The following is a 22469-nucleotide window of genomic DNA, read 5'->3' on the forward strand; positions in this document are numbered from 1 at the left end:
AGTGTGGGGCCGGCGCTAGCCAGAACCTTATCCATGGGCGACATGGCCCAATCTGTTCCCGACGCGCAACCCCCGGTAGATGTGGGCTGGTCGCGATAAGTATGTGAATGTCGCAGATAGGTAAATGGGTGGTTCGCACGTTACGCAGAATCGCCAACATAAGGCCGACCATCGGCGGTGGAGAACAGCATGTCCAACAGCTTCCTGAATCCGGTAACCACCCAGACCTGGGCCAATGGTCGACACATCGTCCGTTGCGTCAAAGTCATCCAGGAAACCTGGGATGTGCGCACCTTCTGCTTTATGGCTGACCAGCCAATCCTGTTCTTCTTTAAACCGGGGCAGTTTGTCACCCTGGAGCTGGAAATCGAAGGGGTGCCGATCATGCGCTCCTACACCATTTCCAGCTCGCCGTCGGTGCCGTACAGCTTTTCGGTGACCATCAAGCGTGTGCCGGGCGGCAAAGTGTCGAACTGGCTGCACGACACCCTGCACGAAGGCCAGGAGCTGGCGGTGCACGGGCCGGTCGGGTTGTTCAATGCCATGGACTTCCCCGCGCCGAAGGTGCTGTACCTCAGCGGTGGCGTCGGTATCACACCGGTCATGTCGATGGCGCGCTGGTTCTACGACACCAACGGCAACGTCGACATGGTGTTTATCCACAGCGCCCGTTCGCCCAAAGACATCATTTACCACCGCGAGCTGGAACATATGGCGTCGCGGATCGATAACTTCAGCCTGCACCTGATCTGCGAGAAGCATGGTCTGGGCGAGCCGTGGGCCGGTTATCGCGGGTACCTGAACCACAAGATGCTCGAGCTGATGGCGCCGGACTTCATGGAGCGCGAAGTCTTCTGCTGCGGCCCGACGCCGTATATGAATGCGGTCAAGCGCATGCTCGAAGCGGTCGGCTTTGACATGGCGCGTTATCACGAGGAATCCTTCGGCGCTACGCCAGCGGAAGCCCGTGCCGATGCGGTGGAGCAAGCCGAAATCGCCGCGGATGCACCGGACATCGACATCGCAGACCTGCACCAGGTGGAATTCACCGCTTCCGGGAAAAGCATTCGTGTTGCACCGGGTGAAACCGTGCATGCGGCGGCTGCCAAGCTTGGTTTGTTGATTCCGAAGGCTTGCGGGATGGGGATCTGCGGGACGTGCAAGGTGATGAAGCTGGGTGGCGAGGTCGAAATGGACCACAACGGCGGGATCACCGAGGAAGACGAAGCGGAAGGGTTCATTCTTTCGTGCTGCAGCGTGCCGAAGGGCGACGTGCGCATCGAGTTCTAAACCTGTGGGAGCGGGCTTGCTCGCGAAGACGGCGGCACAGTCAACATTGATGTCGCCTGACACACCGCTTTCGCGAGCAAGCCCGCTCCCACAAGGGTTGCTATTTCAGTCCACAAACAGGTCTGGCATCAGCTTGTCGTTGGTGCCGGGCTCAAAGCGGTAGTGATCGAATTCGGTCACGCCATGCTCCCGCAAAATCTCCTCATCAATCAGCAACCGACCGGTGACGCGGCGACCACTGCTGCTCAGAATCGCGTAAGCAGCGTCCGCCATAATTGCCGGCGTGCGCGCATGCTTGAACGACTCGCGTGACCCGAGCTGAAATTCGATGGCAGCGGTGGCAATCATCGTCTGCGGCCACAGGGAATTGACGCTGATTCCGTAACTGGAAAATTCCTCACTCATGCCCAGGGTCAGCATGCTCATGCCGTACTTGGTCACCGTGTAGGGACTGTACTGGGCAAACCATTTCGTCGCCAGGTTCAGCGGTGGCGACAGGTTAAGAATGTGACCATTGGTTTTTTTCAGATAGGGCAGGGCAGCCTGACTGCACAGGAGCACGGCGCGGGTGTTGATCTGGTGCATCAGGTCGAAGCGCTTGAGTTCGATGTGTTGAACCCCGGTCAACTTGATCGCCCCGGCATTGTTGATCAGCGCATCAATGCCGCCGAAATGCTCGTTGGCCTTGGTCAGCGCCTCACGCACCGCGACTTCATCACGCACATCCACCTGCAAGGCCAACGCCTTGCCGCCCGCGGCTTCGACTTCCGCGGCCACGCTGAAAATCGTGCCAGGCAACTTGGGGTGCGGCTCGGCGCTTTTCGCGGCAATCACAATGTTGGCGCCGTCGTGCGCAGCCCGCAGCGCGATCTCACGACCAATCCCGCGGCTGGCGCCGGTAATGAACAGGGTTTTGCCTTTCAATGACATGCGTGCGCTCCTGATTATTGTTATCTGACCGACTCGCCACTCAATGTAGACCAAGTAATTTGCGGTGAGAGTGCGTGCCTAAAGGCCAGTCAGTCAGGAGCTGAAAGACGCGATCCTTGTGGGAGCGGGCTTGCTCGCGAATGCGGTGTGTCATTCAACATAGGTGTTGAATGACCTGACGCCTTCGCGAGCAAGCCCGCTCCCACAGGGTTTCATTTCATCTCGGAGGTTAGCGGGACATGACTTCGCGAATATCCGCCGCCAATTCGCGTACGCGTTCTTCTTCGGTGTCCCACGAGCACATGAAGCGTGCGCCGCCGTTGCCGATGAAGGTGTAGAAGCGCCAGCCCTTGGCCGTCAGTGCGGCGATGGCCGGTTCCGAGAGTTGCAGGAACACACCGTTAGCCTGCACCGGGAACATCAGTTCCACGCCAGGAATATCGCTGACCAGTTCAGCCAGCAGCTGCGCGCAGTGGTTGGCGTGTTTGGCGTATTTGAGCCAGGCGTCGTTTTCCAGAATCCCGACCCACGGCGCCGACAGGAAACGCATCTTCGAGGCCAGTTGACCGGCCTGTTTGCAGCGGTAATCGAAGTCTTCAGCCAGTTTGTGGTTGAAGAACAGAATCGCTTCGCCCACCGCCATGCCGTTTTTCGTGCCGCCGAAGCACAACACGTCGACGCCGGCCTTCCAGGTCAAATCTGCCGGCGTGCAGCCAAGGAAAGCGCAAGCGTTGGAGAAGCGCGCGCCGTCCATGTGCAGGTTCAAGCCGAGTTCTTTGCAGGTGGCGCTGATGGCGCGGATTTCTTCCGGGGTGTAGACGCTGCCGACTTCGGTCGCCTGGGTCAGGGTGACTACGCGCGGTTTCGGGTAGTGGATGTCCTGGCGCTTGAGCGCGATTTCGCGGATCGATTCCGGGGTCAGTTTGCCGTTTTCAGTGCGGGCGATGAGGAGCTTGGAACCATTGGAAAAGAATTCCGGCGCGCCGCATTCGTCGGTTTCGACGTGGGCGGTTTCCGAGCAGATCACGCTGTGGTAACTCTGGCATAGCGACGACAGGGCCAGGGAGTTGGCCGCGGTGCCGTTGAAGGCGAAGAACACTTCGCAGTCGGTTTCGAACAGTTTGCGGAAATCGTCGGACGCACGTGCGGTCCATTCGTCGTCGCCATAGGCGCGTTGGTGGCCGTGGTTGGCCTGTTCCATGGCAGCCCAGGCTTCAGGGCAGATACCGGAATAGTTGTCGCTGGCGAATTGTTGGCTCTTATCAGTCATGGCCCTGCTTTCCGTGGTCGAGACGCTTATGGTGAAGAGCCTCGTGGTCAATGATGGTGCGCACTTTACCGAAGATCATCCGGGGAGCACACGCGATGCGTCTGACAGAAAAATCCAAAGACGACGGGCAATTATGCACATGACGCAAAGGGATGGGGCACTGGATCTGCTCAAGTGGCTGGCGCTGCTGAGCATGGTGCTCGATCACCTGCGATATGTCGGGTATTCCGTCGATCTGCTGTATATACCGGGACGGTTGGCGTTCCCGTGGTTCTGTCTGGCGATGGCCGCAAACCTGGCGCGGGCCCGCGTGGTGACGACCGAGGGCCAGTGGCGTTATCTGGGGTGGTTGCTGCTGTTTAGCGCCATCAGCGAAATTCCCTACAGGATGTACATTCCTGATCCCGACACCTTGAACGTGCTGCCCACGTTGGCGCTGGGATTGCTGGTGGCCCGTGGCTGGCAGGACCGAGCCCTGCAAACGCGACTGTTGGCGGCAGGCGCCTTGCTGCTGGCGGCGCTGTTTGCGCCGCGACTGATGTTCGGCTTCTTCGGGGTACTGTTGCCGCTGGCGATGTTGCTGGTGATCGGACGTCCCTGGTACTTCAGCCTGTTGCCGGGGCTGGTGTGCCTGGCGGCCAATCAGTGGCCAGTGCTGTATTCCTCCGCGCAGTTTCACAATATTGAAGCCATCCTCGGCATCGCCGCTTGTCTGATTGCGCCATTGCTGGGGCTGCTCTTGTTGCGACATGCAAAAGGCTTCCAGCCACCGCCGATGCGCCGGTGGGCGTATGCGCTCTATCCCGCGCATTTCCTGCTGTTGCTCGCAATACGTCAGGTCATCACCTGACCCCTGTGGGAGCGGGCTTGCTCGCGAATGCGGTTTGTCATCCGACACTGATGCTGACTGGCCCGGCGCATTCGCGAGCAAGCCCGCTCCCACAGGGGATTCTGGCTACTTCAAGGCTTGTGTCCGGCCAGCCATTTCCCGCCATGTCGTAAACGCACCTTTGCGTGGCGTCCGTAGGCATTTGGCCTGTCTGCGCCGGTCATACCATCGCATTCAAAGGGCACTGTCGAAACACCAGTGCCTTACCGAGACGAATGGCGCATAGATGCCGCTGGGAGAGACGCGATGTTCAGCAAGCAAGACCAGATCCAGGGTTACGACGATGCACTGCTGGCGGCGATGAATGCCGAGGAGCAACGCCAGGAAGATCACATCGAGCTGATCGCGTCCGAGAACTACACCAGCAAGCGCGTGATGGAAGCGCAAGGCAGCGGCCTGACCAACAAATACGCCGAAGGTTATCCGGGCAAGCGCTACTACGGTGGCTGTGAGCACGTCGATAAAGTTGAAGCGCTGGCCATCGAACGCGCCAAGCAATTGTTCGGTGCCGACTACGCCAACGTGCAGCCGCACTCCGGTTCTTCCGCCAACAGCGCCGTTTACCTGGCGCTGATCCAGCCGGGCGACACCATTCTCGGCATGAGCCTGGCTCACGGCGGTCACTTGACCCACGGCGCGAAAGTGTCGTCCTCGGGCAAGCTCTACAACGCCGTGCAGTACGGCATCGACACCAAGACCGGGTTGATCGACTACGACGAAGTCGAACGTCTGGCCGTCGAGTGCAAGCCGAAAATGATCGTCGCCGGGTTCTCGGCTTACTCCAAGACCCTCGACTTCCCGCGTTTCCGGCAGATTGCCGACAAGGTCGGTGCGCTGCTGTTCGTCGACATGGCTCACGTGGCCGGTCTGGTCGCCGCTGGTCTGTACCCGAATCCGCTGCCGTACGCTGACGTGGTCACCACCACCACCCACAAGACCCTGCGCGGTCCACGTGGCGGGTTGATCCTGGCCAAGTCCAACGAAGAGATCGAGAAAAAGCTCAACGCTGCGGTATTCCCCGGCGCACAGGGCGGCCCGCTGATGCATGTCATTGCTGGCAAAGCGGTGTGCTTCAAGGAAGCACTGGAGCCTGGTTTCAAGGCCTATCAGCAACAAGTTATCGACAACGCCCAGGCCATGGCCGGCGTATTTATCAAACGCGGCTACGATGTAGTGTCCGGCGGTACCGATAACCACCTGTTCCTGGTCAGCCTGATCCGTCAGGGCCTCACCGGCAAAGACGCGGATGCAGCACTCGGTCGCGCCCACATCACCGTGAACAAGAACGCTGTCCCGAACGATCCACAGTCGCCGTTCGTGACCTCCGGCCTGCGCATCGGCACCCCGGCGGTGACCACTCGCGGCTTCAAGGTTACCCAGTGCGTTGAGTTGGCCGGCTGGATCTGCGACATCCTCGACAACCTCGGCGACGCCGACGTCGAAGCCAATGTTGCGCAGCATGTTTCGGCCTTGTGCGCGGACTTCCCGGTTTATCGCTGAGCGCGGTTTTGGAGTAAATGACTATGCAACGCTACTCGGGCTTCGGCCTCTTCAAACACTCCCTCAGCCATCACGAAAACTGGCAGAAAATGTGGCGCACGCCGACCCCTAAAAAGGTCTATGACGTGGTCATCGTCGGCGGTGGCGGGCATGGTCTGGCGACCGCCTACTACCTGGCCAAAGAGCACGGCATCACCAACGTGGCCGTGGTCGAGAAAGGCTGGCTGGGCGGCGGTAACACCGCGCGCAACACCACCATCGTTCGCTCCAACTACCTGTGGGACGAGTCGGCGCACCTGTACGAACACGCGATGAAATTGTGGGAAGGCCTGTCCCAGGACCTGAACTACAACGTGATGTTCTCCCAGCGCGGCGTTTACAACCTGTGCCACACCCTGCAGGACATCCGTGATTCCGAGCGTCGGGTCAGCGCCAACCGCCTCAACGGCGTAGACGGCGAACTGCTCGATGCCAAACAAGTAGCCGACGAGATTCCGTATCTCGACTGCTCAAAAAACACTCGCTACCCGGTGATGGGCGCAACCGTCCAGCGTCGCGGCGGCGTGGCCCGTCATGATGCCGTGGCCTGGGGCTTTGCCCGTGCGGCCGACGCCTTGGGTGTGGACTTGATTCAACAGACCGAAGTGATCGGTTTCCGCAAGGAAAACGGTGTGTGCATCGGTGTTGAAACCAACAAAGGCTTCATCGGCGCCAAGCGCGTCGGTGTGGTGACCGCCGGTAACTCCGGGCACATGGCCAAACTCGCCGGTTTCCGTCTGCCGATCGAATCCCACCCGCTGCAAGCGCTGGTGTCCGAGCCGATCAAGCCGATTATCGACAGCGTGATCATGTCCAACGCCGTACACGGTTACATCAGCCAGTCCGACAAGGGCGACCTGGTGATCGGCGCCGGTATCGACGGCTACAACGGCTACGGCCAACGTGGTTCGTACCCGGTGATCGAGCACACCATTCAGGCCATCGTCGAGATGTTCCCGGTATTGTCCCGCGTACGCATGAACCGTCAGTGGGGCGGCATCGTCGACACCACGCCGGACGCTTGCCCGATCATCTCGAAAACCCCGGTCCCGAACATGTTCTTCAACTGCGGTTGGGGCACCGGTGGCTTCAAGGCAACACCTGGCTCGGGCAACGTGTTTGCCGCGAGTCTGGCCAAGGGTGAAATGCACCCATTGGCTGCACCTTTCTCCATCGACCGTTTCCACAACGGTGCGTTGATCGATGAACACGGCGCTGCTGCGGTTGCCCACTAACAGGAGAAATCCCCATGTTGCATATCTTCTGTCCTCACTGCGGCGAACTGCGCTCCGAAGAGGAATTCCACGCATCCGGCCAGGCGCACATCCCGCGCCCACTGGACCCGAACAGCTGCACCGACGAGGAGTGGGGCGACTACATGTTCTTCCGCGACAACCCTCGCGGTCTGCACCACGAGCTGTGGGATCACGTCGCCGGTTGCCGTCAGTACTTCAACGCCACCCGTGACACCGTGACCTACGAGATTCTCGAAACTTACAAGATCGGCACCAAGCCACAATTCACCGACAAGACCGATAGCCCGAAAGCGGCCGCCACGGCTCTGGGAGAGAAGGTATGAGCCAGATCAATCGCCTGTCCAACGGCGGACGGATCGACCGCAACAAAGTGCTGAGCTTCACTTTCAACGGCCAGACCTACAAAGGCTTTGAAGGCGATTCCCTGGCCGCGGCCTTGCTGGCCAACGGTGTCGACATCATCGGTCGCAGCTTCAAGTATTCCCGTCCGCGCGGCATCTTTGCCGCTGGCGCCGAAGAACCAAACGCCGTGCTGCAAATCGGCGCGACTGAAGCCACACAGATCCCGAACGTACGCGCCACGCAACAAGCGCTGTATCAAGGTTTGGTCGCCACCAGCACCAACGGCTGGCCGAGCGTGAACAACGACATGATGGGGATTCTCGGCAAGGTCGGCGGCAAGCTGATGCCGCCGGGCTTCTACTACAAAACCTTCATGTACCCGCAATCGTTCTGGATGACTTACGAGAAGTACATTCGTAAGGCCGCCGGTCTTGGCCGTTCGCCGACCGAGAACGATCCGGACACCTACGACTACATGAACCAGCACTGCGACGTGCTGATCGTCGGCGGTGGCCCGGCTGGCCTGGCCGCTGCACTGGCGGCTGCTCGCAGCGGTGCCCGTGTGATTCTCGCCGATGAGCAGGAAGAGTTCGGCGGCAGCCTGCTCGATTCCCGTGAAAGCCTCGACGGCAAGCCTGCCACCGAGTGGGTCGCCAGCGTCATCGCCGAGCTGAAAAACACCCCGGACGTGCTGCTGTTGCCGCGCGCCACGGTCAATGGTTACCACGACCACAACTTCCTGACCATTCACGAGCGCCTGACCGATCACCTCGGCGACCGCGCTCCGATTGGCCAGGTCCGTCAGCGCATCCACCGCGTTCGCGCCAAGCGTGTAGTGCTGGCGACCGGCGCTCACGAGCGTCCACTGGTTTACGGCAACAACGACGTGCCGGGCAACATGCTCGCCGGCGCTGTGTCGACTTACGTGCGTCGTTACGGCGTGGCACCGGGCAAAAAACTGGTGCTGTCGACCAACAACGATCACGCCTACCGTGTTGCACTGGATTGGCTCGACGCCAGTCTGCAAGTCGTCGCCATCGCCGATGCCCGCAGCAATCCGCGCGGTGCGCTGGTGGAAGAAGCACGCGCCAAAGGCATCCGCATCCTGACCGGCAGCGCCGTGATCGAGGCCCGTGGCAGTAAGCACGTGACCGCCGCTCGCGTTGCCGCGATCGATGTAAAAGCGCACACCGTGACCAGCCCGGGCGAGTGGCTCGATTGCGACCTGGTCGCCAGCTCCGGCGGTTACAGCCCGGTGGTTCACCTGGCATCGCACTTGGGCGGCAAGCCGATCTGGCGTGAAGACATCCTCGGTTTCGTACCGGGCGAAGCACCGCAAAGACGCGTGTGCGTCGGTGGCATCAATGGCGTCTACGGCCTCGGCGATTCCCTGGCCGATGGTTTTGAAGGTGGCGCTCGCGCCGCCAGCGAAGCCGGTTTCGGCAAGGTCGAAGGCGTACTGCCCAAAGCCCTGAGCCGTCTGGAAGAGCCGACGCTGGCGCTGTTCCAGGTGCCTCACGAAAAAGCCACTGCCCGTGCGCCGAAGCAATTCGTCGACCTGCAGAACGACGTTACCGCTGCCGCCATCGAGCTGGCGACCCGTGAAGGCTTCGAGTCGGTCGAGCACGTCAAGCGCTACACCGCACTGGGCTTCGGTACTGACCAGGGCAAGCTCGGCAACGTCAACGGTCTGGCCATCGCCGCCCGTTCGCTGAACGTGACCATCCCGCAGATGGGCACCACCATGTTCCGTCCGAACTACACGCCGGTAACATTTGGCGCCGTGGCCGGCCGTCACTGTGGGCACATCTTCGAGCCGGTGCGTTTCACTGCGCTGCATCACTGGCACGTGAAGAACGGCGCCGAGTTCGAAGACGTCGGTCAATGGAAGCGTCCGTGGTACTTCCCGAAAAACGGTGAAGACCTGCACACCGCCGTGAAGCGCGAGTGCAAAGCCGTGCGCGACAGCGTCGGCCTGCTGGACGCTTCGACCCTGGGCAAAATCGACATCCAGGGCCCGGATTCCCGTGAGTTCCTCAACCGCATCTACACCAACGCCTGGACCAAGCTCGACGTGGGCAAGGCTCGCTACGGCCTGATGTGCAAAGAAGACGGCATGGTGTTCGACGACGGCGTGACTGCATGCCTGGCCGACAACCATTTCGTGATGACCACCACCACCGGCGGCGCTGCACGCGTGCTGCAATGGCTGGAAATCTACCACCAGACCGAATGGCCAGACCTGAAGGTGTACTTCACGTCCGTGACGGATCACTGGGCAACCATGACCCTGTCCGGGCCGAACAGCCGCAAGCTGCTCAGCGAAGTCACCGACATCGACCTGAGCAACGAAGCCTTCCCGTTCATGACCTGGAAAGAAGGTCTGGTCGGCGGTGTGCCGGCGCGGGTGTTCCGGATTTCGTTTACCGGTGAACTGTCGTACGAAGTCAACGTTCAGGCCGACTACGCCATGGGCGTTCTGGAAAAAATCGTCGAGGCCGGGAAGAAGTACAACCTGACCCCGTACGGCACCGAAACCATGCACGTGCTGCGGGCCGAGAAGGGCTTCATCATCGTAGGTCAGGACACTGACAGCTCGATGACCCCGGATGACCTGAACATGGGCTGGTGTGTCGGTCGCACCAAACCGTTCTCGTGGATTGGCCAGCGTGGCATGAACCGCGAAGACTGCGTGCGTGATCAACGCAAACAGTTGGTCGGTCTGAAGCCGATCGATCCGACCAAATGGCTGCCGGAAGGGGCGCAACTGGTGTTCAACACCAAGCAGGCGATCCCGATGACCATGGTTGGTCACGTGACCTCCAGCTACTTGCACAACTCCCTGGGCTATTCGTTTGCCATGGGTGTGGTCAAGGGCGGCTTGAAGCGCATGGGTGAGCGTGTGTTCGCACCGCTGGCCGATGGCAGCGTGATCGAGGCGGAAATCGTTTCTTCGGTGTTCTTCGATCCGAAAGGCGATCGCCAGAACATCTAACGGCCCTAGATCTTGTGGGTGGGCAATGACACCGAGTCGGCCCATTCGCGAGCAAGCCCGCTCCCACAGGGGACCGCGGTCGAAAGGTGGGAGCGGGCTTGCTCGCGAAGACGGCAGCCCGGTCACCACAAGGGTTGAGACCAACCGCACAACAGAATTCAGGAACAGGTGCTTTATGACCGCAGCCAATGTTTACCAACAACGCCCAACCACTGGGGCCAAGGCCGAGTCGTCGCTGCATCACGCCGACCTCGCCAGCCTGGTGGGCAAGGGCCGCAAAAGCGCCGGCGTGATCGTGCGTGAGAAAAAACTCCTCGGCCACCTGACCATTCGTGGCGATGGCCACGATGCTGCGTTCGCTGCCGGTGTGCACAAAGCCCTCGGTATCGAATTGCCGAGCGCGCTGACCGTCGTCGTCAAAGGCGAAACCAGCCTGCAATGGATGGGGCCGGATGAATGGCTGCTGATCGTGCCGACCGGTGAAGAATTCGCCGCCGAGAAGAAACTGCGTGAAGCGCTGGGCGACCTGCACATCGCGATCACCAACGTCAGTGGCGGCCAGCAGCTCCTCGAACTGAGCGGCCCGAACGTGCGCCAGGTGCTGATGAAGTCCACCAGCTATGACGTACACCCCAACAACTTCCCGGTGGGCAAGGCTGTGGGCACCGTGTTTGCCAAATCGCAACTGGTGATCCGCCATACCGCTGAAGACACCTGGGAACTGCTGATTCGTCGCAGTTTCTCGGATTACTGGTGGTTGTGGTTGCAGGATGCGGCCGCTGAATACGGGCTGAGCGTCCAGGCCTGACCCAGTGGTATGTCAAGACTGCTTTTGTGGCGAGGGGATTTAGCGAAACGTCGCACCGCCCCGTTCGGCTGCGAAGCAGTCGTAAACCATTGCACGCGATACACCTGATACACCGCGCTTGCTGGTTCTGGGGCTGCTTCGCAACCCAACGGGGATAAATCCCCTCGCCACAGGATCCTGCACAGCCTAGAAATTGTGCAGGTATTTTCGAACAGGAGTCACCGCACTATGAGCCGCGCCCCAGACACATGGATTCTGACCGCCGACTGCCCAAGCGTCCTCGGCACCGTGGATGCGGTGACCCGCTTTCTGTTCGAGCAGGGCTGCTACGTCACTGAGCACCATTCCTTCGATGACCGGCTTTCGGGCCGTTTCTTCATTCGCGTGGAATTCCGCCAGCCCGACGGCTTCGACGAACAAGCCTTCCGCGCCGGTCTCGAAGAGCGTGGTAAAGCCTTCGGCATGATCTTCGAACTGACGCCGCCGAACTACCGCCCGAAAGTGGTGATCATGGTTTCCAAAGCCGATCACTGCCTCAACGATTTGCTCTACCGCCAGCGCATCGGCCAACTCTCGATGGACGTGGCCGCCGTGGTCTCCAACCACCCGGACCTCAAGCCGTTGGCGGACTGGCATCAGATTCCGTACTACCACTTCCCGCTGGACCCGAACGACAAACCGTCGCAAGAGCGTCAGGTCTGGCAGGTGATCGAAGAGTCCGGCGCCGAACTGGTGATCCTTGCCCGCTACATGCAAGTCCTGTCGCCAGAACTGTGCCGCAAACTCGACGGCAAGGCGATCAACATCCATCACTCCCTGCTGCCGGGTTTCAAGGGCGCCAAGCCCTATCACCAGGCTTACAACAAGGGCGTGAAACTGGTCGGCGCCACGGCGCACTACATCAACAACGACCTGGACGAAGGCCCGATCATTGCCCAGGGCGTGGAGGCGGTGGACCACAGTCATTACCCGGAAGATTTGATCGCCAAGGGGCGGGATATCGAAGGGCTGACCCTGGCCCGGGCCGTTGGTTATCACATTGAACGACGGGTGTTTTTGAACGCCAATCGCACCGTCGTTCTTTAGATCGCCATCGCTAGCAGGCTAGCTCCCACAGGGTTTTGGGTTGTTCACAAATCCTGTGCTCACCCGAGTCACTGTGGGAGCTGGCCTGCCAGCGATGAGGCCATAACAGACAACACAAGACACACAGGCAATAACCCGAGCAATCAACGCGCCGCCGATCCATGGCGACGCGCCCGTTACATAAAAACAACAGCGAGGTGAAAGCATGTCTGGCAATCGTGGTGTGGTGTATCTCGGCAATGGCAAAGTCGAAGTACAGAAAATCGACTATCCGAAAATGCAGGACCCGCGCGGCAGGAAGATTAATCACGCTGTCATCCTGCGTGTCGTGTCCACCAACATCTGTGGTTCCGACCAGCACATGGTGCGCGGTCGTACAACCGCTCAAACCGGCCTGGTACTGGGTCACGAAATCACCGGTGAAGTGATCGAGAAGGGCAGCGACGTCGAGAACCTGCAGATCGGCGACCTGGTGTCCGTCCCGTTCAACGTCGCTTGCGGGCGCTGCCGTTCCTGCAAAGAGATGCACACCGGTGTCTGTCTGAGTGTTAACCCGGCGCGTCCGGGCGGTGCTTACGGTTATGTCGACATGGGCGACTGGACCGGCGGTCAGGCTGAATACGCGATGGTGCCGTATGCCGACTTCAACCTGCTCAAACTGCCTGACCGCGACAAGGCCATGGAAAAAATCCGTGACCTGACCTGCCTCTCCGACATCCTGCCGACCGGTTACCACGGCGCAGTGACGGCGGGCGTTGGCCCGGGCAGCACTGTGTACATCGCTGGTGCCGGTCCTGTCGGTCTGGCCGCTGCCGCTTCCGCTCGCCTGTTGGGCGCGGCCGTGGTGATCATCGGTGACGTCAACACCGTCCGCCTGGCGCATGCCAAGGCTCAAGGTTTTGAAATCGCCGACCTGTCCCTGGACACCCCGCTGCACGAACAGATCGCTGCGTTGCTGGGCGAGCCTGAAGTGGATTGCGCCGTCGACGCCGTGGGCTTCGAAGCGCGTGGTCACGGCCATGACGGCGTGAAACACGAGGCTCCGGCCACCGTGCTCAACTCGCTGATGGGCGTGGTTCGGGTGGCTGGCAAAATCGGTATCCCGGGCCTGTACGTGACTGAAGATCCGGGAGCAGTCGACGCCGCCGCGAAGATGGGCAGCCTGAGCATCCGCTTCGGTCTGGGCTGGGCCAAATCCCACAGCTTCCACACGGGTCAAACGCCAGTGATGAAGTACAACCGCCAACTGATGCAGGCGATCATGTGGGACCGTATCCACATTGCCGACATCGTGGGTGTTGAGGTGATCAACCTAGACGACGCGCCACGTGGTTATGGCGAGTTCGATGCGGGCGTGCCGAAGAAGTTTGTGATCGATCCGCACAAACTGTTCAGCGCAGCGTAAGGCTTCACGCAAAACAAAAACGGCGACCCTCGGGTCGCCGTTTTTTATGGCTGGAATGATCGTTCTCACGCTCGGTCAATTCTTTTTCGACTGTTCGTCAGGAGCTTGCCAAACCTGGGAACAATCCCCCGGGATGCCAGTCCAAACCACGATTTTCCGCCGCCCATTGCCGGGCGGTTTTCATGGCACATGAGGATGTCTGGATGAAGATTTCACGCGGTTTTGCACTGGCTTCGCTGATGTGTCTGGCGGCCAGTCCGGTCTTTGCTCAGTTCAGCCTGTTCGATGCGGCCAATGCCCTCTCCGGCACGCAGGACGATGACGCCGCCGCAGCCGCGCCAACCGCGCAGACGGCTGATCTGCTGAGTGCGCTCAGCCAATTGGACGTGACGACAGAACAAGCCATTGGCGGTGCCGGGGCGATGCTCGGTCTGGCGAAGAATCAATTGAGTTCGACCGACTACTCAGAATTGGCCAAAAGCGTGCCCGGAATCGACTTGCTGTCCGGTGGCGGTGAACTGGGCGTCCTCAGCGGCTTGCTTGGCTCTTCCGGTAAAGCGGCAGGTCTGGACAACCTCTTGGGCAACGTGAGTAACACCAACGACCTGAACAGTGCCTTCAACGCATTGGGCATGGACACTGGCATGATCGGCGTGTTTGCCCCCGTGCTTCTGAAATTTTTCGGTCAGCAGGGCGTCGGCGGCTCACTGCTGACAAACCTGGGCGGGATCTGGGGCGCAGGCACCGGTACCTGATTCAGCGGCGCTCGGCGCGCAACGCGTCGATGCGCAGGTCCTTCTCGATCCAGAGCTGGTTGACCCAGTTCTGAATGGTTTCGCGAAACTGCGGATTGTTTTCGTAATCGCCCTGCCACAGCGCCGGGTCGAGTTCGCGGGTCTTGATGTCGATGATGACCCTCGGCACGTTGCCGCTGAGCAAATCCCAAAACCCCGGAATCGTCTGCTGCGGATACACCACCGTCACATCAAGGACGGCGTCCAGCTGTTCGCCCATTGCCGCCAGAACAAACGCCACGCCACCAGCCTTGGGCCTGAGCAAGTGGGTGAAGGGTGATTGCTGCTGGGCACTTTTCGCCGCGGTATAGCGAGTGCCTTCCAGGTAATTGACCACCGTCACCGGTTGACGCTTGTACAACTCGCACGCCGCTTTGGTGATCTGCAGGTCCTTGCCGGCCAACTCAGGGTGCTTCGCCAGGAATGCCTTGGTGTAGCGTTTCATGAACGGGTAATCCAGCGCCCACCACGCTAACCCGAGAAACGGCACCCAGATCAGCTCTTTCTTGAGGAAGAACTTGAAGAACGGCGTGCGCCGATTCAGGGCCTGGATCAGCGCCGGGATATCGACCCAGGATTGATGGTTGCTGATCACCAGATACGACGTGTCGACCCGCAGATCATCGCCGCCACGGATGTCCCATTGCGTGGGGATGCACAGGCGGAAAACCAGCTTGTCGATTTCGGCCCAGGTCTCGGCGATCCCCATCACCGTCCATGAGGCGTAATCACGCAAGCGCCCGGGCAGGACCAGTTTGAGCAAGGCGAACACCATCAGCGGCCCGAACAGGACCAGGGTGTTGAGCAACAGCAGCAGGGTAACGAAACAGCCGGTGAGCAGGCGGCGCATAAGTAACTCTTGAAAGCCTTTGGGCGCGCAATGATAAGCAGCTTCGGACGGCAGGCCAAATCGGTGACGACGAATGTTTCACCTTTTCGGCGGTATGCTTGAGCAGATTTGAACCTGTCGGGCATTTGTGGGGACTGTGCCGGCCTCTTCGCGGGCAAGCCCGCTCCCACAGTAGATTGGGGTGTACCCAAGGTTTGTGAACGACACGAAACCCTGTGGGAGCGTGGCTTGCCCGCGAAGCGATTTCAAGAACGAACGAATTGCTCACTGACGGTCTAAAATTCCGCTGCCCACTCCTCAAGGAAGCCCAATACGTGAAATCTATCCTTGCACTGCTTTCCCTCGTGGCCCTGCCGGTCCTGGCTGCTGAGCCGACCCTGTACGGGCGCTATGAATACATCGCGCTGCCGGAAATCGGTGGCGAAGTCCTCAAGGCCAAGATGGACACTGGCGCCCTGACCGCGTCGCTGTCGGCCAAAGACATCGAAACCTTCACCCGCGATGGCGACGAGTGGGTGCGTTTCCGCCTCGCTACCAAAGGCGCGAGCAACAAGGTCTACGAACACAAGATCGCGCGGATCAGCAAGATCAAGACCCGCTCCGAAGAAGACGAGGACGACAAAGAAGCGGTCGCACCCACCAAGCGTCCGGTGGTTGATCTGGAACTGTGCCTGGGCAACGTCAAGCGCACCGTGGAGGTCAACCTCACTGACCGCAGCAGCTTCAACTACCCTTTGTTGATCGGTGCCAAAGCCTTGCGTGAGTTCGGCGCGGCGGTGAACCCGGCACGGCGCTTTACGGCGGACAAACCCGACTGCTGATTTCAGGTGATCTTATTGACGTGACGTGAGCCTTGGGGCACCGTTCGCCCACTTAACCCCCGGGCTCGGACGCCATGCCTCATATCCTGATTGTCGAAGACGAAGCGGCGATTGCCGACACCCTGATTTTCGCCTTGCAGGGCGAGGGCTTCACCACCACCTGGCTGAGCCTTGGCGCCGCTGCGCTTGAGCATCAGCGCCAGATTCCGGCCGACCTGATCATTCTCGACATTGGTCTGCCGGACATCAGCGGCTTCGAGACCTGCAAGCAATTGCGGCGTTTCAGCGAAGTGCCGGTGATCTTCCTCAGCGCCCGGGATGCCGAAATCGATCGCGTCGTGGGCCTGGAAATCGGTGCCGACGATTACGTGGTCAAGCCGTTCAGCCCAAGAGAAGTGGCGGCGCGAGTCCGTGCGATTCTCAAACGCATGGCGCCGCGAGCGACCGCCGAAGTGGCATCGACGCTGTTTCGCATCGACAGCGAACGGGTGCAGATCAGCTATCGCGGTCAGCTTCTATCCTTGACCCGCCATGAATTCCGTCTGCTGCAATGCCTGCTGGACCAACCCGAACGCGTCTTCAGCCGCGAGCAATTGCTCGATGCGCTGGGCGTCGCTGCAGATGCCGGGTACGAGCGCAGCATCGACAGCCACATCAAGAGCGTGCGCGCCAAACTGCGCCAGGTGAGGGCCGACGCGGAGCCGATCCAGACCCATCGCGGCCTCGGCTACAGCTACAGCCCGGGGCGTAGCTGATGCCTCTGGGGATCCGGATTTTTCTGGTCTACGTGCTGTTTATCGGCCTGACCGGTTATTTCGTGCTGAACACCGTGATGGAAGAAATCCGTCCCGGCGTGCGCCAGTCCACCGAAGAAACGCTGGTCGACACCGCCAACCTGATGGCCGAGATTTTGCGCGATGACTTCAAGGCCGGCACCTTGAACCAGAACCGCTGGCCCGAACTGCTCAAGGCTTATGGCGAACGGCAGCCGAAGGCGAGCATCTGGGGCTTGCCGAAGAATCAGGTCAACCACCGCATCTACGTCACCGATGCCAAGGGCGTTGTGGTGCTGGACTCCAGCGGAGTGGCAGTGGGGCAGGATTACTCGCGCTGGAACGACGTTTTACTGACCCTGCGCGGCGAGTACGGCGCTCGTTCCAGCCGCAGCGATCCGGACGATCCGAACTCCTCAGTGATGCACGTCGGTGCCCCGATTCGCGACAACGGCCAGATCATCGGTGTGGTCACCGTCGCCAAACCCAATAGCTCGTTGCAGCCATACGTTGATCGCACCGAACGGCGATTGCTTGCCTGGGGGGCCGGGCTGATCGGCCTCGGTCTGCTGTTTGGCGCGCTGTTGTCGTGGTGGTTGAGCGCGGCGCTGCGGCGGCTGACTGCTTACGCTCAGGCCGTCAGTGAAGGCCGGCGGGTCGAGGTTCCGCACTACCGTGGCGGCGAACTGGAACAACTGGCGACAGCGGTGGAGCAGATGCGCACGCAGCTCGAAGGCAAAGCCTACGTCGAACGTTACGTGCACACCTTGACCCACGAACTGAAAAGCCCGCTGGCGGCGATTCGTGGTGCGGCGGAATTGCTGCAAAGCGAGATGCCGCTGGCCCAGCAACAGCGTTTTGTCAGCAACATCGACAGCGAAAGCGCGCGGATGCAGCAGTTGATCGAGCGTCTGTTGAACCTGGCCCTGGTCGAACAACGCCAAGGGCTGGAGGAACGGGTGGCGGTGCCGCTGGCGAAGTTGGTAGATGAGTTGCTGAGCGCTCAGGCGGCGCGCATTGAAGGCAAGCAATTGCGCGTGGAACAAACCATTGCAGCGGATCTGATGCTGACCGGTGAACCGTTCCTGTTGCGTCAGGCGCTGGGTAATTTGCTGGAGAATGCGTTGGATTTCACGCCTGCAACGGGCGTGTTGCGATTCAGTGCCGCAAAGGCCGGCGAGCAAATCGAGTTCAAACTTTTTAACCAGGCTGAGGCGATTCCCGGCTATGCGTTACAGCGGTTGAGCGAACGATTCTATTCGCTACCGCGGCCGGACAGCGGGCGCAAGAGTACGGGGTTGGGGCTCAACTTCGTTGAAGAGGTGGTTAAGTTGCATGGTGGCGCGGTGAGCATCGGTAATGTCGATGGTGGTGTTCAAGTCATATTGCGTATGCCTGCTTAGATCCACCCCTCACCCCAGCCCTCTCCCCACGGGGGAGAGGGGGAAAGGGAGCAGATCTTCAAGCTTTTCAAAACCTGAGTTCGACTCTATTTTCCCGGTCGCAAAATTTCTCAGGAACACATCGGTCAGTCCCCTCTACCCCCTGGGGCGGTCCGACGTTTCGGGAGGGTTACGGTGAGGGGTGGTTTTCCTTGCCGAAAACACTCTCCACAAAGTCTCCACATTCCCCCCACAAATCTCCCACACATCGATCCCAAACTCTCCCCATCCAAACAGGGAGAGTCCCATGAACCGCAGCCTGACCATAAAACTCGGGGCCATTGCCCTTCTGATTCTGTTGTTGCTGATCCCACTCCTGATGATTAACGGCGTGATCCAGGACCGCCAGCAACTGCGCGACGGCGTGCTCGAAGACATCGCCCGCAGTTCCAGCTACAGCCAGCAACTGAGCGGTCCGATCATGGTGGTGCCGTATCGCAAAGTGGTGCGGATCTGGAAGACCAATGAGAAAACCAACAAGCGCTACCAGGAAACCGGCGAAGAACGCGGCCAACTGTATTTTCTGCCGGAACGTTTCGAGCTCGACGGCAAGGTGCAGACCGAGTTGCGCTCGCGGGGGATTTACGAGGCGCGGCTGTACCACGCCGACAACCACATCAGCGGCCTGTTTTCGATTCCCGCGCAGCTGGGCATCAAGGAAGATTTCGCCGACTATCAGTTTGATCAAGCATTTCTGACGATAGGCATCAGCGATATCCGCGGGATCGAAAATGCCCTGAAACTGGACCTCAATGGTCAGAGTCTGGACTTTGAACCGGGCACGCAGCTGGGCTGGCTAGGCGAGGGGGCACACGTCATGTTGCCCGCGCTGGACAGGCACAAAGGCGCGGAACTGGCGTTCGCCTTTGACCTGCGCCTGCAGGGCACCGGCCAGTTGCAGATCACTCCGGTCGGCAAAACCAGCAAGGTGCAACTGGCGGCCAACTGGCCTCACCCGAGTTTTATCGGCAACTACTTGCCGGCTCAGCGTGAAGTCACCGGGACAGGTTTTACCGCGAATTGGCAGACTTCGTTCTTTTCCACCAACCTGGAAGAAGCCTTGACCAACTGCCTGACCAGCGACCGTTGTGACGAGTTCAAGAGCCGCAACTTCGGGGTGAGTTTCATCGATCCGGTGGATCAGTACCTCAAGAGTGATCGGGCGATCAAATACGCGCTGCTGTTCATTGCCCTGACCTTCGCCGGATTCTTCCTGTTCGAAGTGCTCAAAAGTATGGCCGTGCATCCAATCCAGTACGCGTTGGTGGGGGTGGCGTTGGCGTTTTTCTACTTGTTGCTGCTGTCGCTGTCCGAGCACATCGGCTTTGCTCTGGCATACCTGTTGTCGGCGGGCAGCTGCGTGTTGCTGATCGGCTTTTATGTCTGCCATGTGCTGCGCAGCGTGCGTCACGGCTTGAGTTTTTCGGCAGGGCTGGCGGCGTTGTATGGCTTGCTCTATGGCTTGCTGAGTGCCGAGGATTACGCGTTGTTGATGGGTTCGCTGCTGTTGTTCGGGTTGTTGGGCGTGTTCATGGTGCTGACCCGCAAGCTGGACTGGTATGGGATCGGGCAGAAGCCGGCCAAGCCGTTGGTGTTTGATATTGGAGCGGTGGAATGAGCCGGTCGTTGGGGTTGCGCGAGGATCAGCGTGAGGGCGAGGTGTTGGCGACGCTGATATTCGGGTTGTTTCCAGTGGATCCGCTGTGGTGCCATCGAGAGCAGGCTCGCTCCCACAAGGGATCTCCAGTGAACACAAAATTCGTGCACACAACCGATCAACTGTGGGAGCGAGCCTGCTCGCGAAGAGGCCCTGACAGCCAGTGAAAATCTAAACCTTGGGCATCGTCGCGAGCATCGAAGCCCGCTGACTCACCTCAAAATACCAGTTCGCCAGCTTCGGATTCACCGTGCGCCATTCCAGATCCGGATGGCGCAAATCCAGGTAGCCCAACGCACAGGCAACACTGATCGCCGCCACATCGAAATGGCTGGTCAGCTCGGCAATCGCGTCCGCTTCCAGCAGTGCCAGGGCGCGACGAATCTTCTCGCGCTGGCCATCGAGCCACTCATCCCAGTGTTTTTCCGGGGCACGCAGAGCGACTTCATAACGAATCAGCACCGCAGCGTCCATGATCCCGTCGGCCAGGGAGGCCAGGGTCAGGCGCCGCCAGCGGGCTGAGCCGTCACGCGGGATCAGCGGGTTGCCGACGTGCTGGTGGTCGAGGTAATCGAGGATCACCCGGCTGTCATGAATGACGTTGCCATCGGCCAGGCGCAGGGCCGGGATTTTACCCAGCGGGTTGTCTTCGTTGAGCATCAGGTCCGGGCTGACCGGTGTGAGCACGCAGTCTTGCAGCGTCACGCGGTCCTGTTGACCGGTTTCGTGCAGCAGCACCATGACTTTGCGAACGAAGGGCGATAAAGGGTTGTGGAACAGGGTCATGCTGGCGGCGGACATGGCAGCGTCTCGGTATGGGCAGTGCTGGGCAGCATAGCGCGTGGATCCGGGAGCTCAAACCCCCTGTGGGAGCGGGCTTGCTCGCGAAGGCGGTGTGTCAGACAGCTTCAATGTTTACTGGCACACCGCCTTCGCGAGCAAGCCCGCTCCCACAGGTTTTTAGCGGCGTTGCAGCAGGCCGCGCAGGGCAAGGGCGGCGGGAATGCCCAGGCCAAGCCAACTCAATGCGTCCCACACGCCATCCCCCAGTAACGCGGCGAACAACCCCGCCGCGCTGAACAGGGCGATAACCGTTGGGGTGGAGAACACCTTCCAGAAATTCGACTGCCGCGGCCTCATGCTGCACTCTCCGCGTTCTCGAACACCGGTTTCGCAGCCTTGCGCCGCACCACCCAAAGATAAACTCCGCTGCCGAGCACGACGATGGTCAGCCCATCCAACGTCGCCCAGAGGATCTTCATCGGCATGCCGCCGTAATCACCGAAGTGCAACGGCTGGGACATGCCCATGGCGTCCATGTACCACGGGCGTTCGGCCACGGCGGTGACTTGCAGGGTGTTGGCGTCGATCAGCACCGGTGTCAGCAGGTGCGAGGTCAGGTGAGTGCTGCCTTTCATGAACACCGCGTAATGGTGTTCGCTGGAGAATCGTGTGCCGGGGAAGGCGATGAAGTCCGGCTGCATGCCCGGTGCGACTTCCTTGGCGATGTCGAGCAAGCGGGTCGCGGGCGCCAGTTGTGTCAGTGGCGGTGCGTCACGGTACGGCGCGACCATCGCGCTCAGGCTGTCGTTGCGCCACGCGGCGATCAACAGGTCGGCGCAGGCACTGATGACGCCGGTGACGCCGACCACCAAGGCCCAGGTCAAGGTCACCACGCCGATCAAATTGTGCAGATCGAGCCAGCGCAGGCGCGTGGATTTGTCCTGGCGCACGGTGGCGAATTTCAAACGGCGCATGAACGGCAGGTACAGCACCGTCCCGGAGACAATCGCCACCACGAACAGAATGCCCATGAACGCCAGCAGCAACTTGCCCGGCAGACCGGCGAACATGTCCACGTGCAGGCGCAACATGATCATCATGAAGCCGCCGTTGGCCGAGGGCATCTCCAGCGCTTCACCGGTGCGGGCGTCGAGCATGAAGGTGTGAGACGAGTTCGGCTCGGTGCCGGCGGTGGCCGCCATGATCGTGATCGCGGCGTTGGGCTGGTCTTCGTCGAAGCCGAAATACTGCATGACTTCGCCAGGGCGATGTTTTTCAGCGGCCTGCACCAATTGCTGCAAATTCAGCTGCGGGGTGTCCGCCGGCATCGTCTTCAATTCAGCGGCATCGCCCAGCAAGTGGTCGATCTCGTGGTGAAAGATCAATGGCAGGCCGGTCAGTGCGAGCATCAGCAGGAACACGGTGCAGATCAGGCTGGTCCAGGTGTGGACGAAGGACCAGCGGCGAATTGTTTTGCTTTTCATTTCATAGCCTTCAGAAATACCAAAGCCGCCCCTGTCGGACGGCTCGGGTCTTGGG

General features: G+C 60.2%; 20 protein-coding genes and 1 pseudogene. 14 read left to right on the forward strand and 7 right to left on the reverse strand.

What is annotated here, in order from left to right:
* Window positions 1-189 precede the first annotated feature (189 nt).
* On the forward strand, window positions 190-1290 hold the full coding sequence (gene gbcB, locus KW848_RS25020) for a glycine-betaine demethylase subunit GbcB (RefSeq protein ID WP_111448535.1): 1101 nt from the start codon (window positions 190-192) through the stop codon (window positions 1288-1290).
* Window positions 1291-1395: 105 nt separating this feature from the next.
* On the opposite strand, the gene KW848_RS25025 is transcribed toward gbcB, so the two are convergent.
* The 3 genes and pseudogenes from KW848_RS25025 to KW848_RS25030 form a co-directional block, all read right to left on the reverse strand.
* On the reverse strand, window positions 1396-2220 hold the full coding sequence (locus KW848_RS25025) for an NAD(P)-dependent oxidoreductase (protein WP_218538408.1): 825 nt from the start codon (window positions 2218-2220) through the stop codon (window positions 1396-1398).
* Window positions 2221-2330: 110 nt separating this feature from the next.
* A pseudogene (locus tag KW848_RS32265) lies at window positions 2331-2426 on the reverse strand (metal ABC transporter ATP-binding protein); the annotation flags it as partial.
* A gap of 23 nt (window positions 2427-2449) precedes the next feature.
* Window positions 2450-3490 (reverse strand): low specificity L-threonine aldolase, encoded by a 1041-nt coding sequence (locus tag KW848_RS25030; protein ID WP_111448537.1) that lies wholly within the window; start codon window positions 3488-3490, stop codon window positions 2450-2452.
* 133 nt (window positions 3491-3623) lie between these two features.
* Between KW848_RS25030 and KW848_RS25035 the strand changes: the two genes are divergently transcribed.
* The 9 genes from KW848_RS25035 to KW848_RS25075 all read left to right on the forward strand — a co-directional run bounded on the left by KW848_RS25035 (window position 3624) and on the right by KW848_RS25075 (window position 14565).
* Complete coding sequence (locus tag KW848_RS25035; RefSeq protein ID WP_218538409.1) at window positions 3624-4340, forward strand: TraX family protein; 717 nt, start codon at window positions 3624-3626, stop codon at window positions 4338-4340.
* A gap of 285 nt (window positions 4341-4625) precedes the next feature.
* Complete coding sequence (gene glyA / locus KW848_RS25040) at window positions 4626-5879, forward strand: serine hydroxymethyltransferase (protein ID WP_074871495.1); 1254 nt, start codon at window positions 4626-4628, stop codon at window positions 5877-5879.
* Window positions 5880-5902: 23 nt separating this feature from the next.
* Window positions 5903-7153 (forward strand): sarcosine oxidase subunit beta, encoded by a 1251-nt coding sequence (locus KW848_RS25045; protein ID WP_007947735.1) that lies wholly within the window; start codon window positions 5903-5905, stop codon window positions 7151-7153.
* A gap of 14 nt (window positions 7154-7167) precedes the next feature.
* The gene (locus KW848_RS25050) at window positions 7168-7497 is read left to right on the forward strand and encodes a sarcosine oxidase subunit delta (RefSeq protein ID WP_046818244.1); all 330 of its coding nucleotides are present in this window, start codon (window positions 7168-7170) and stop codon (window positions 7495-7497) included.
* Window positions 7494-10511: a sarcosine oxidase subunit alpha gene (locus KW848_RS25055; RefSeq protein WP_218538410.1), complete on the forward strand. Its 3018-nt coding sequence runs from the start codon at window positions 7494-7496 to the stop codon at window positions 10509-10511. The genes KW848_RS25050 and KW848_RS25055 overlap by 4 nt, the downstream gene beginning before the upstream one ends.
* A 175-nt stretch (window positions 10512-10686) precedes the next feature.
* Window positions 10687-11319 (forward strand): sarcosine oxidase subunit gamma, encoded by a 633-nt coding sequence (locus tag KW848_RS25060; RefSeq protein ID WP_218538411.1) that lies wholly within the window; start codon window positions 10687-10689, stop codon window positions 11317-11319.
* Between the two features lie 228 nt (window positions 11320-11547).
* Window positions 11548-12405 carry a formyltetrahydrofolate deformylase gene (gene purU / locus KW848_RS25065; protein ID WP_111448542.1) on the forward strand — a complete coding sequence of 286 codons (858 nt, stop codon included), beginning with the start codon at window positions 11548-11550 and terminating at the stop codon, window positions 12403-12405.
* 205 nt (window positions 12406-12610) lie between these two features.
* Window positions 12611-13810 carry a formaldehyde dehydrogenase, glutathione-independent gene (fdhA, locus tag KW848_RS25070; protein ID WP_111448543.1) on the forward strand — a complete coding sequence of 400 codons (1200 nt, stop codon included), beginning with the start codon at window positions 12611-12613 and terminating at the stop codon, window positions 13808-13810.
* A gap of 203 nt (window positions 13811-14013) precedes the next feature.
* The gene (locus KW848_RS25075) at window positions 14014-14565 is read left to right on the forward strand and encodes a DUF2780 domain-containing protein (RefSeq protein WP_192409241.1); all 552 of its coding nucleotides are present in this window, start codon (window positions 14014-14016) and stop codon (window positions 14563-14565) included.
* A gap of 1 nt (window position 14566) precedes the next feature.
* On the opposite strand, the gene KW848_RS25080 is transcribed toward KW848_RS25075, so the two are convergent.
* The gene (locus KW848_RS25080; protein ID WP_218538412.1) at window positions 14567-15454 is read right to left on the reverse strand and encodes an acyltransferase; all 888 of its coding nucleotides are present in this window, start codon (window positions 15452-15454) and stop codon (window positions 14567-14569) included.
* A gap of 314 nt (window positions 15455-15768) precedes the next feature.
* On the opposite strand from KW848_RS25080, the gene KW848_RS25085 reads away from it, so the two are divergent.
* The 4 genes from KW848_RS25085 (at window position 15769) to creD (ending at window position 20108) form a co-directional block, all read left to right on the forward strand.
* Entirely contained in the window at window positions 15769-16275 is a 507-nt protein-coding gene (locus tag KW848_RS25085; protein WP_218538413.1) for an ATP-dependent zinc protease, read from the forward strand.
* Between the two features lie 74 nt (window positions 16276-16349).
* Window positions 16350-17030, forward strand: a complete 681-nt coding sequence (gene creB / locus KW848_RS25090; RefSeq protein ID WP_218538414.1) for a two-component system response regulator CreB — start codon at window positions 16350-16352, stop codon at window positions 17028-17030.
* Window positions 17030-18451 (forward strand): two-component system sensor histidine kinase CreC, encoded by a 1422-nt coding sequence (gene creC / locus KW848_RS25095; RefSeq protein ID WP_218538415.1) that lies wholly within the window; start codon window positions 17030-17032, stop codon window positions 18449-18451. The genes creB and creC overlap by 1 nt, the downstream gene beginning before the upstream one ends.
* 286 nt (window positions 18452-18737) lie before the next feature.
* Window positions 18738-20108 carry a cell envelope integrity protein CreD gene (creD, locus tag KW848_RS25100; protein ID WP_218538416.1) on the forward strand — a complete coding sequence of 457 codons (1371 nt, stop codon included), beginning with the start codon at window positions 18738-18740 and terminating at the stop codon, window positions 20106-20108.
* A 210-nt stretch (window positions 20109-20318) separates the two neighbouring features.
* Here creD and KW848_RS25105 read toward each other — a convergent pair whose 3' ends face one another.
* The 3 genes from KW848_RS25105 to KW848_RS25115 all read right to left on the reverse strand — a co-directional run bounded on the left by KW848_RS25105 (window position 20319) and on the right by KW848_RS25115 (window position 22414).
* A complete protein-coding gene (locus KW848_RS25105; RefSeq protein WP_192409247.1) occupies window positions 20319-20948 on the reverse strand; it encodes a glutathione S-transferase in 630 nt (209 codons plus the stop codon).
* Between the two features lie 159 nt (window positions 20949-21107).
* Window positions 21108-21287 (reverse strand): hypothetical protein, encoded by a 180-nt coding sequence (locus KW848_RS25110; protein ID WP_218538417.1) that lies wholly within the window; start codon window positions 21285-21287, stop codon window positions 21108-21110.
* Complete coding sequence (locus tag KW848_RS25115) at window positions 21284-22414, reverse strand: PepSY domain-containing protein (protein ID WP_218538418.1); 1131 nt, start codon at window positions 22412-22414, stop codon at window positions 21284-21286. The genes KW848_RS25110 and KW848_RS25115 overlap by 4 nt, the downstream gene beginning before the upstream one ends.
* Window positions 22415-22469: the final 55 nt, after the last annotated feature.

The organism is Pseudomonas sp. PDM25 (assembly GCF_019219045.1).
In the GTDB taxonomy this organism is placed as follows: domain Bacteria; phylum Pseudomonadota; class Gammaproteobacteria; order Pseudomonadales; family Pseudomonadaceae; genus Aquipseudomonas.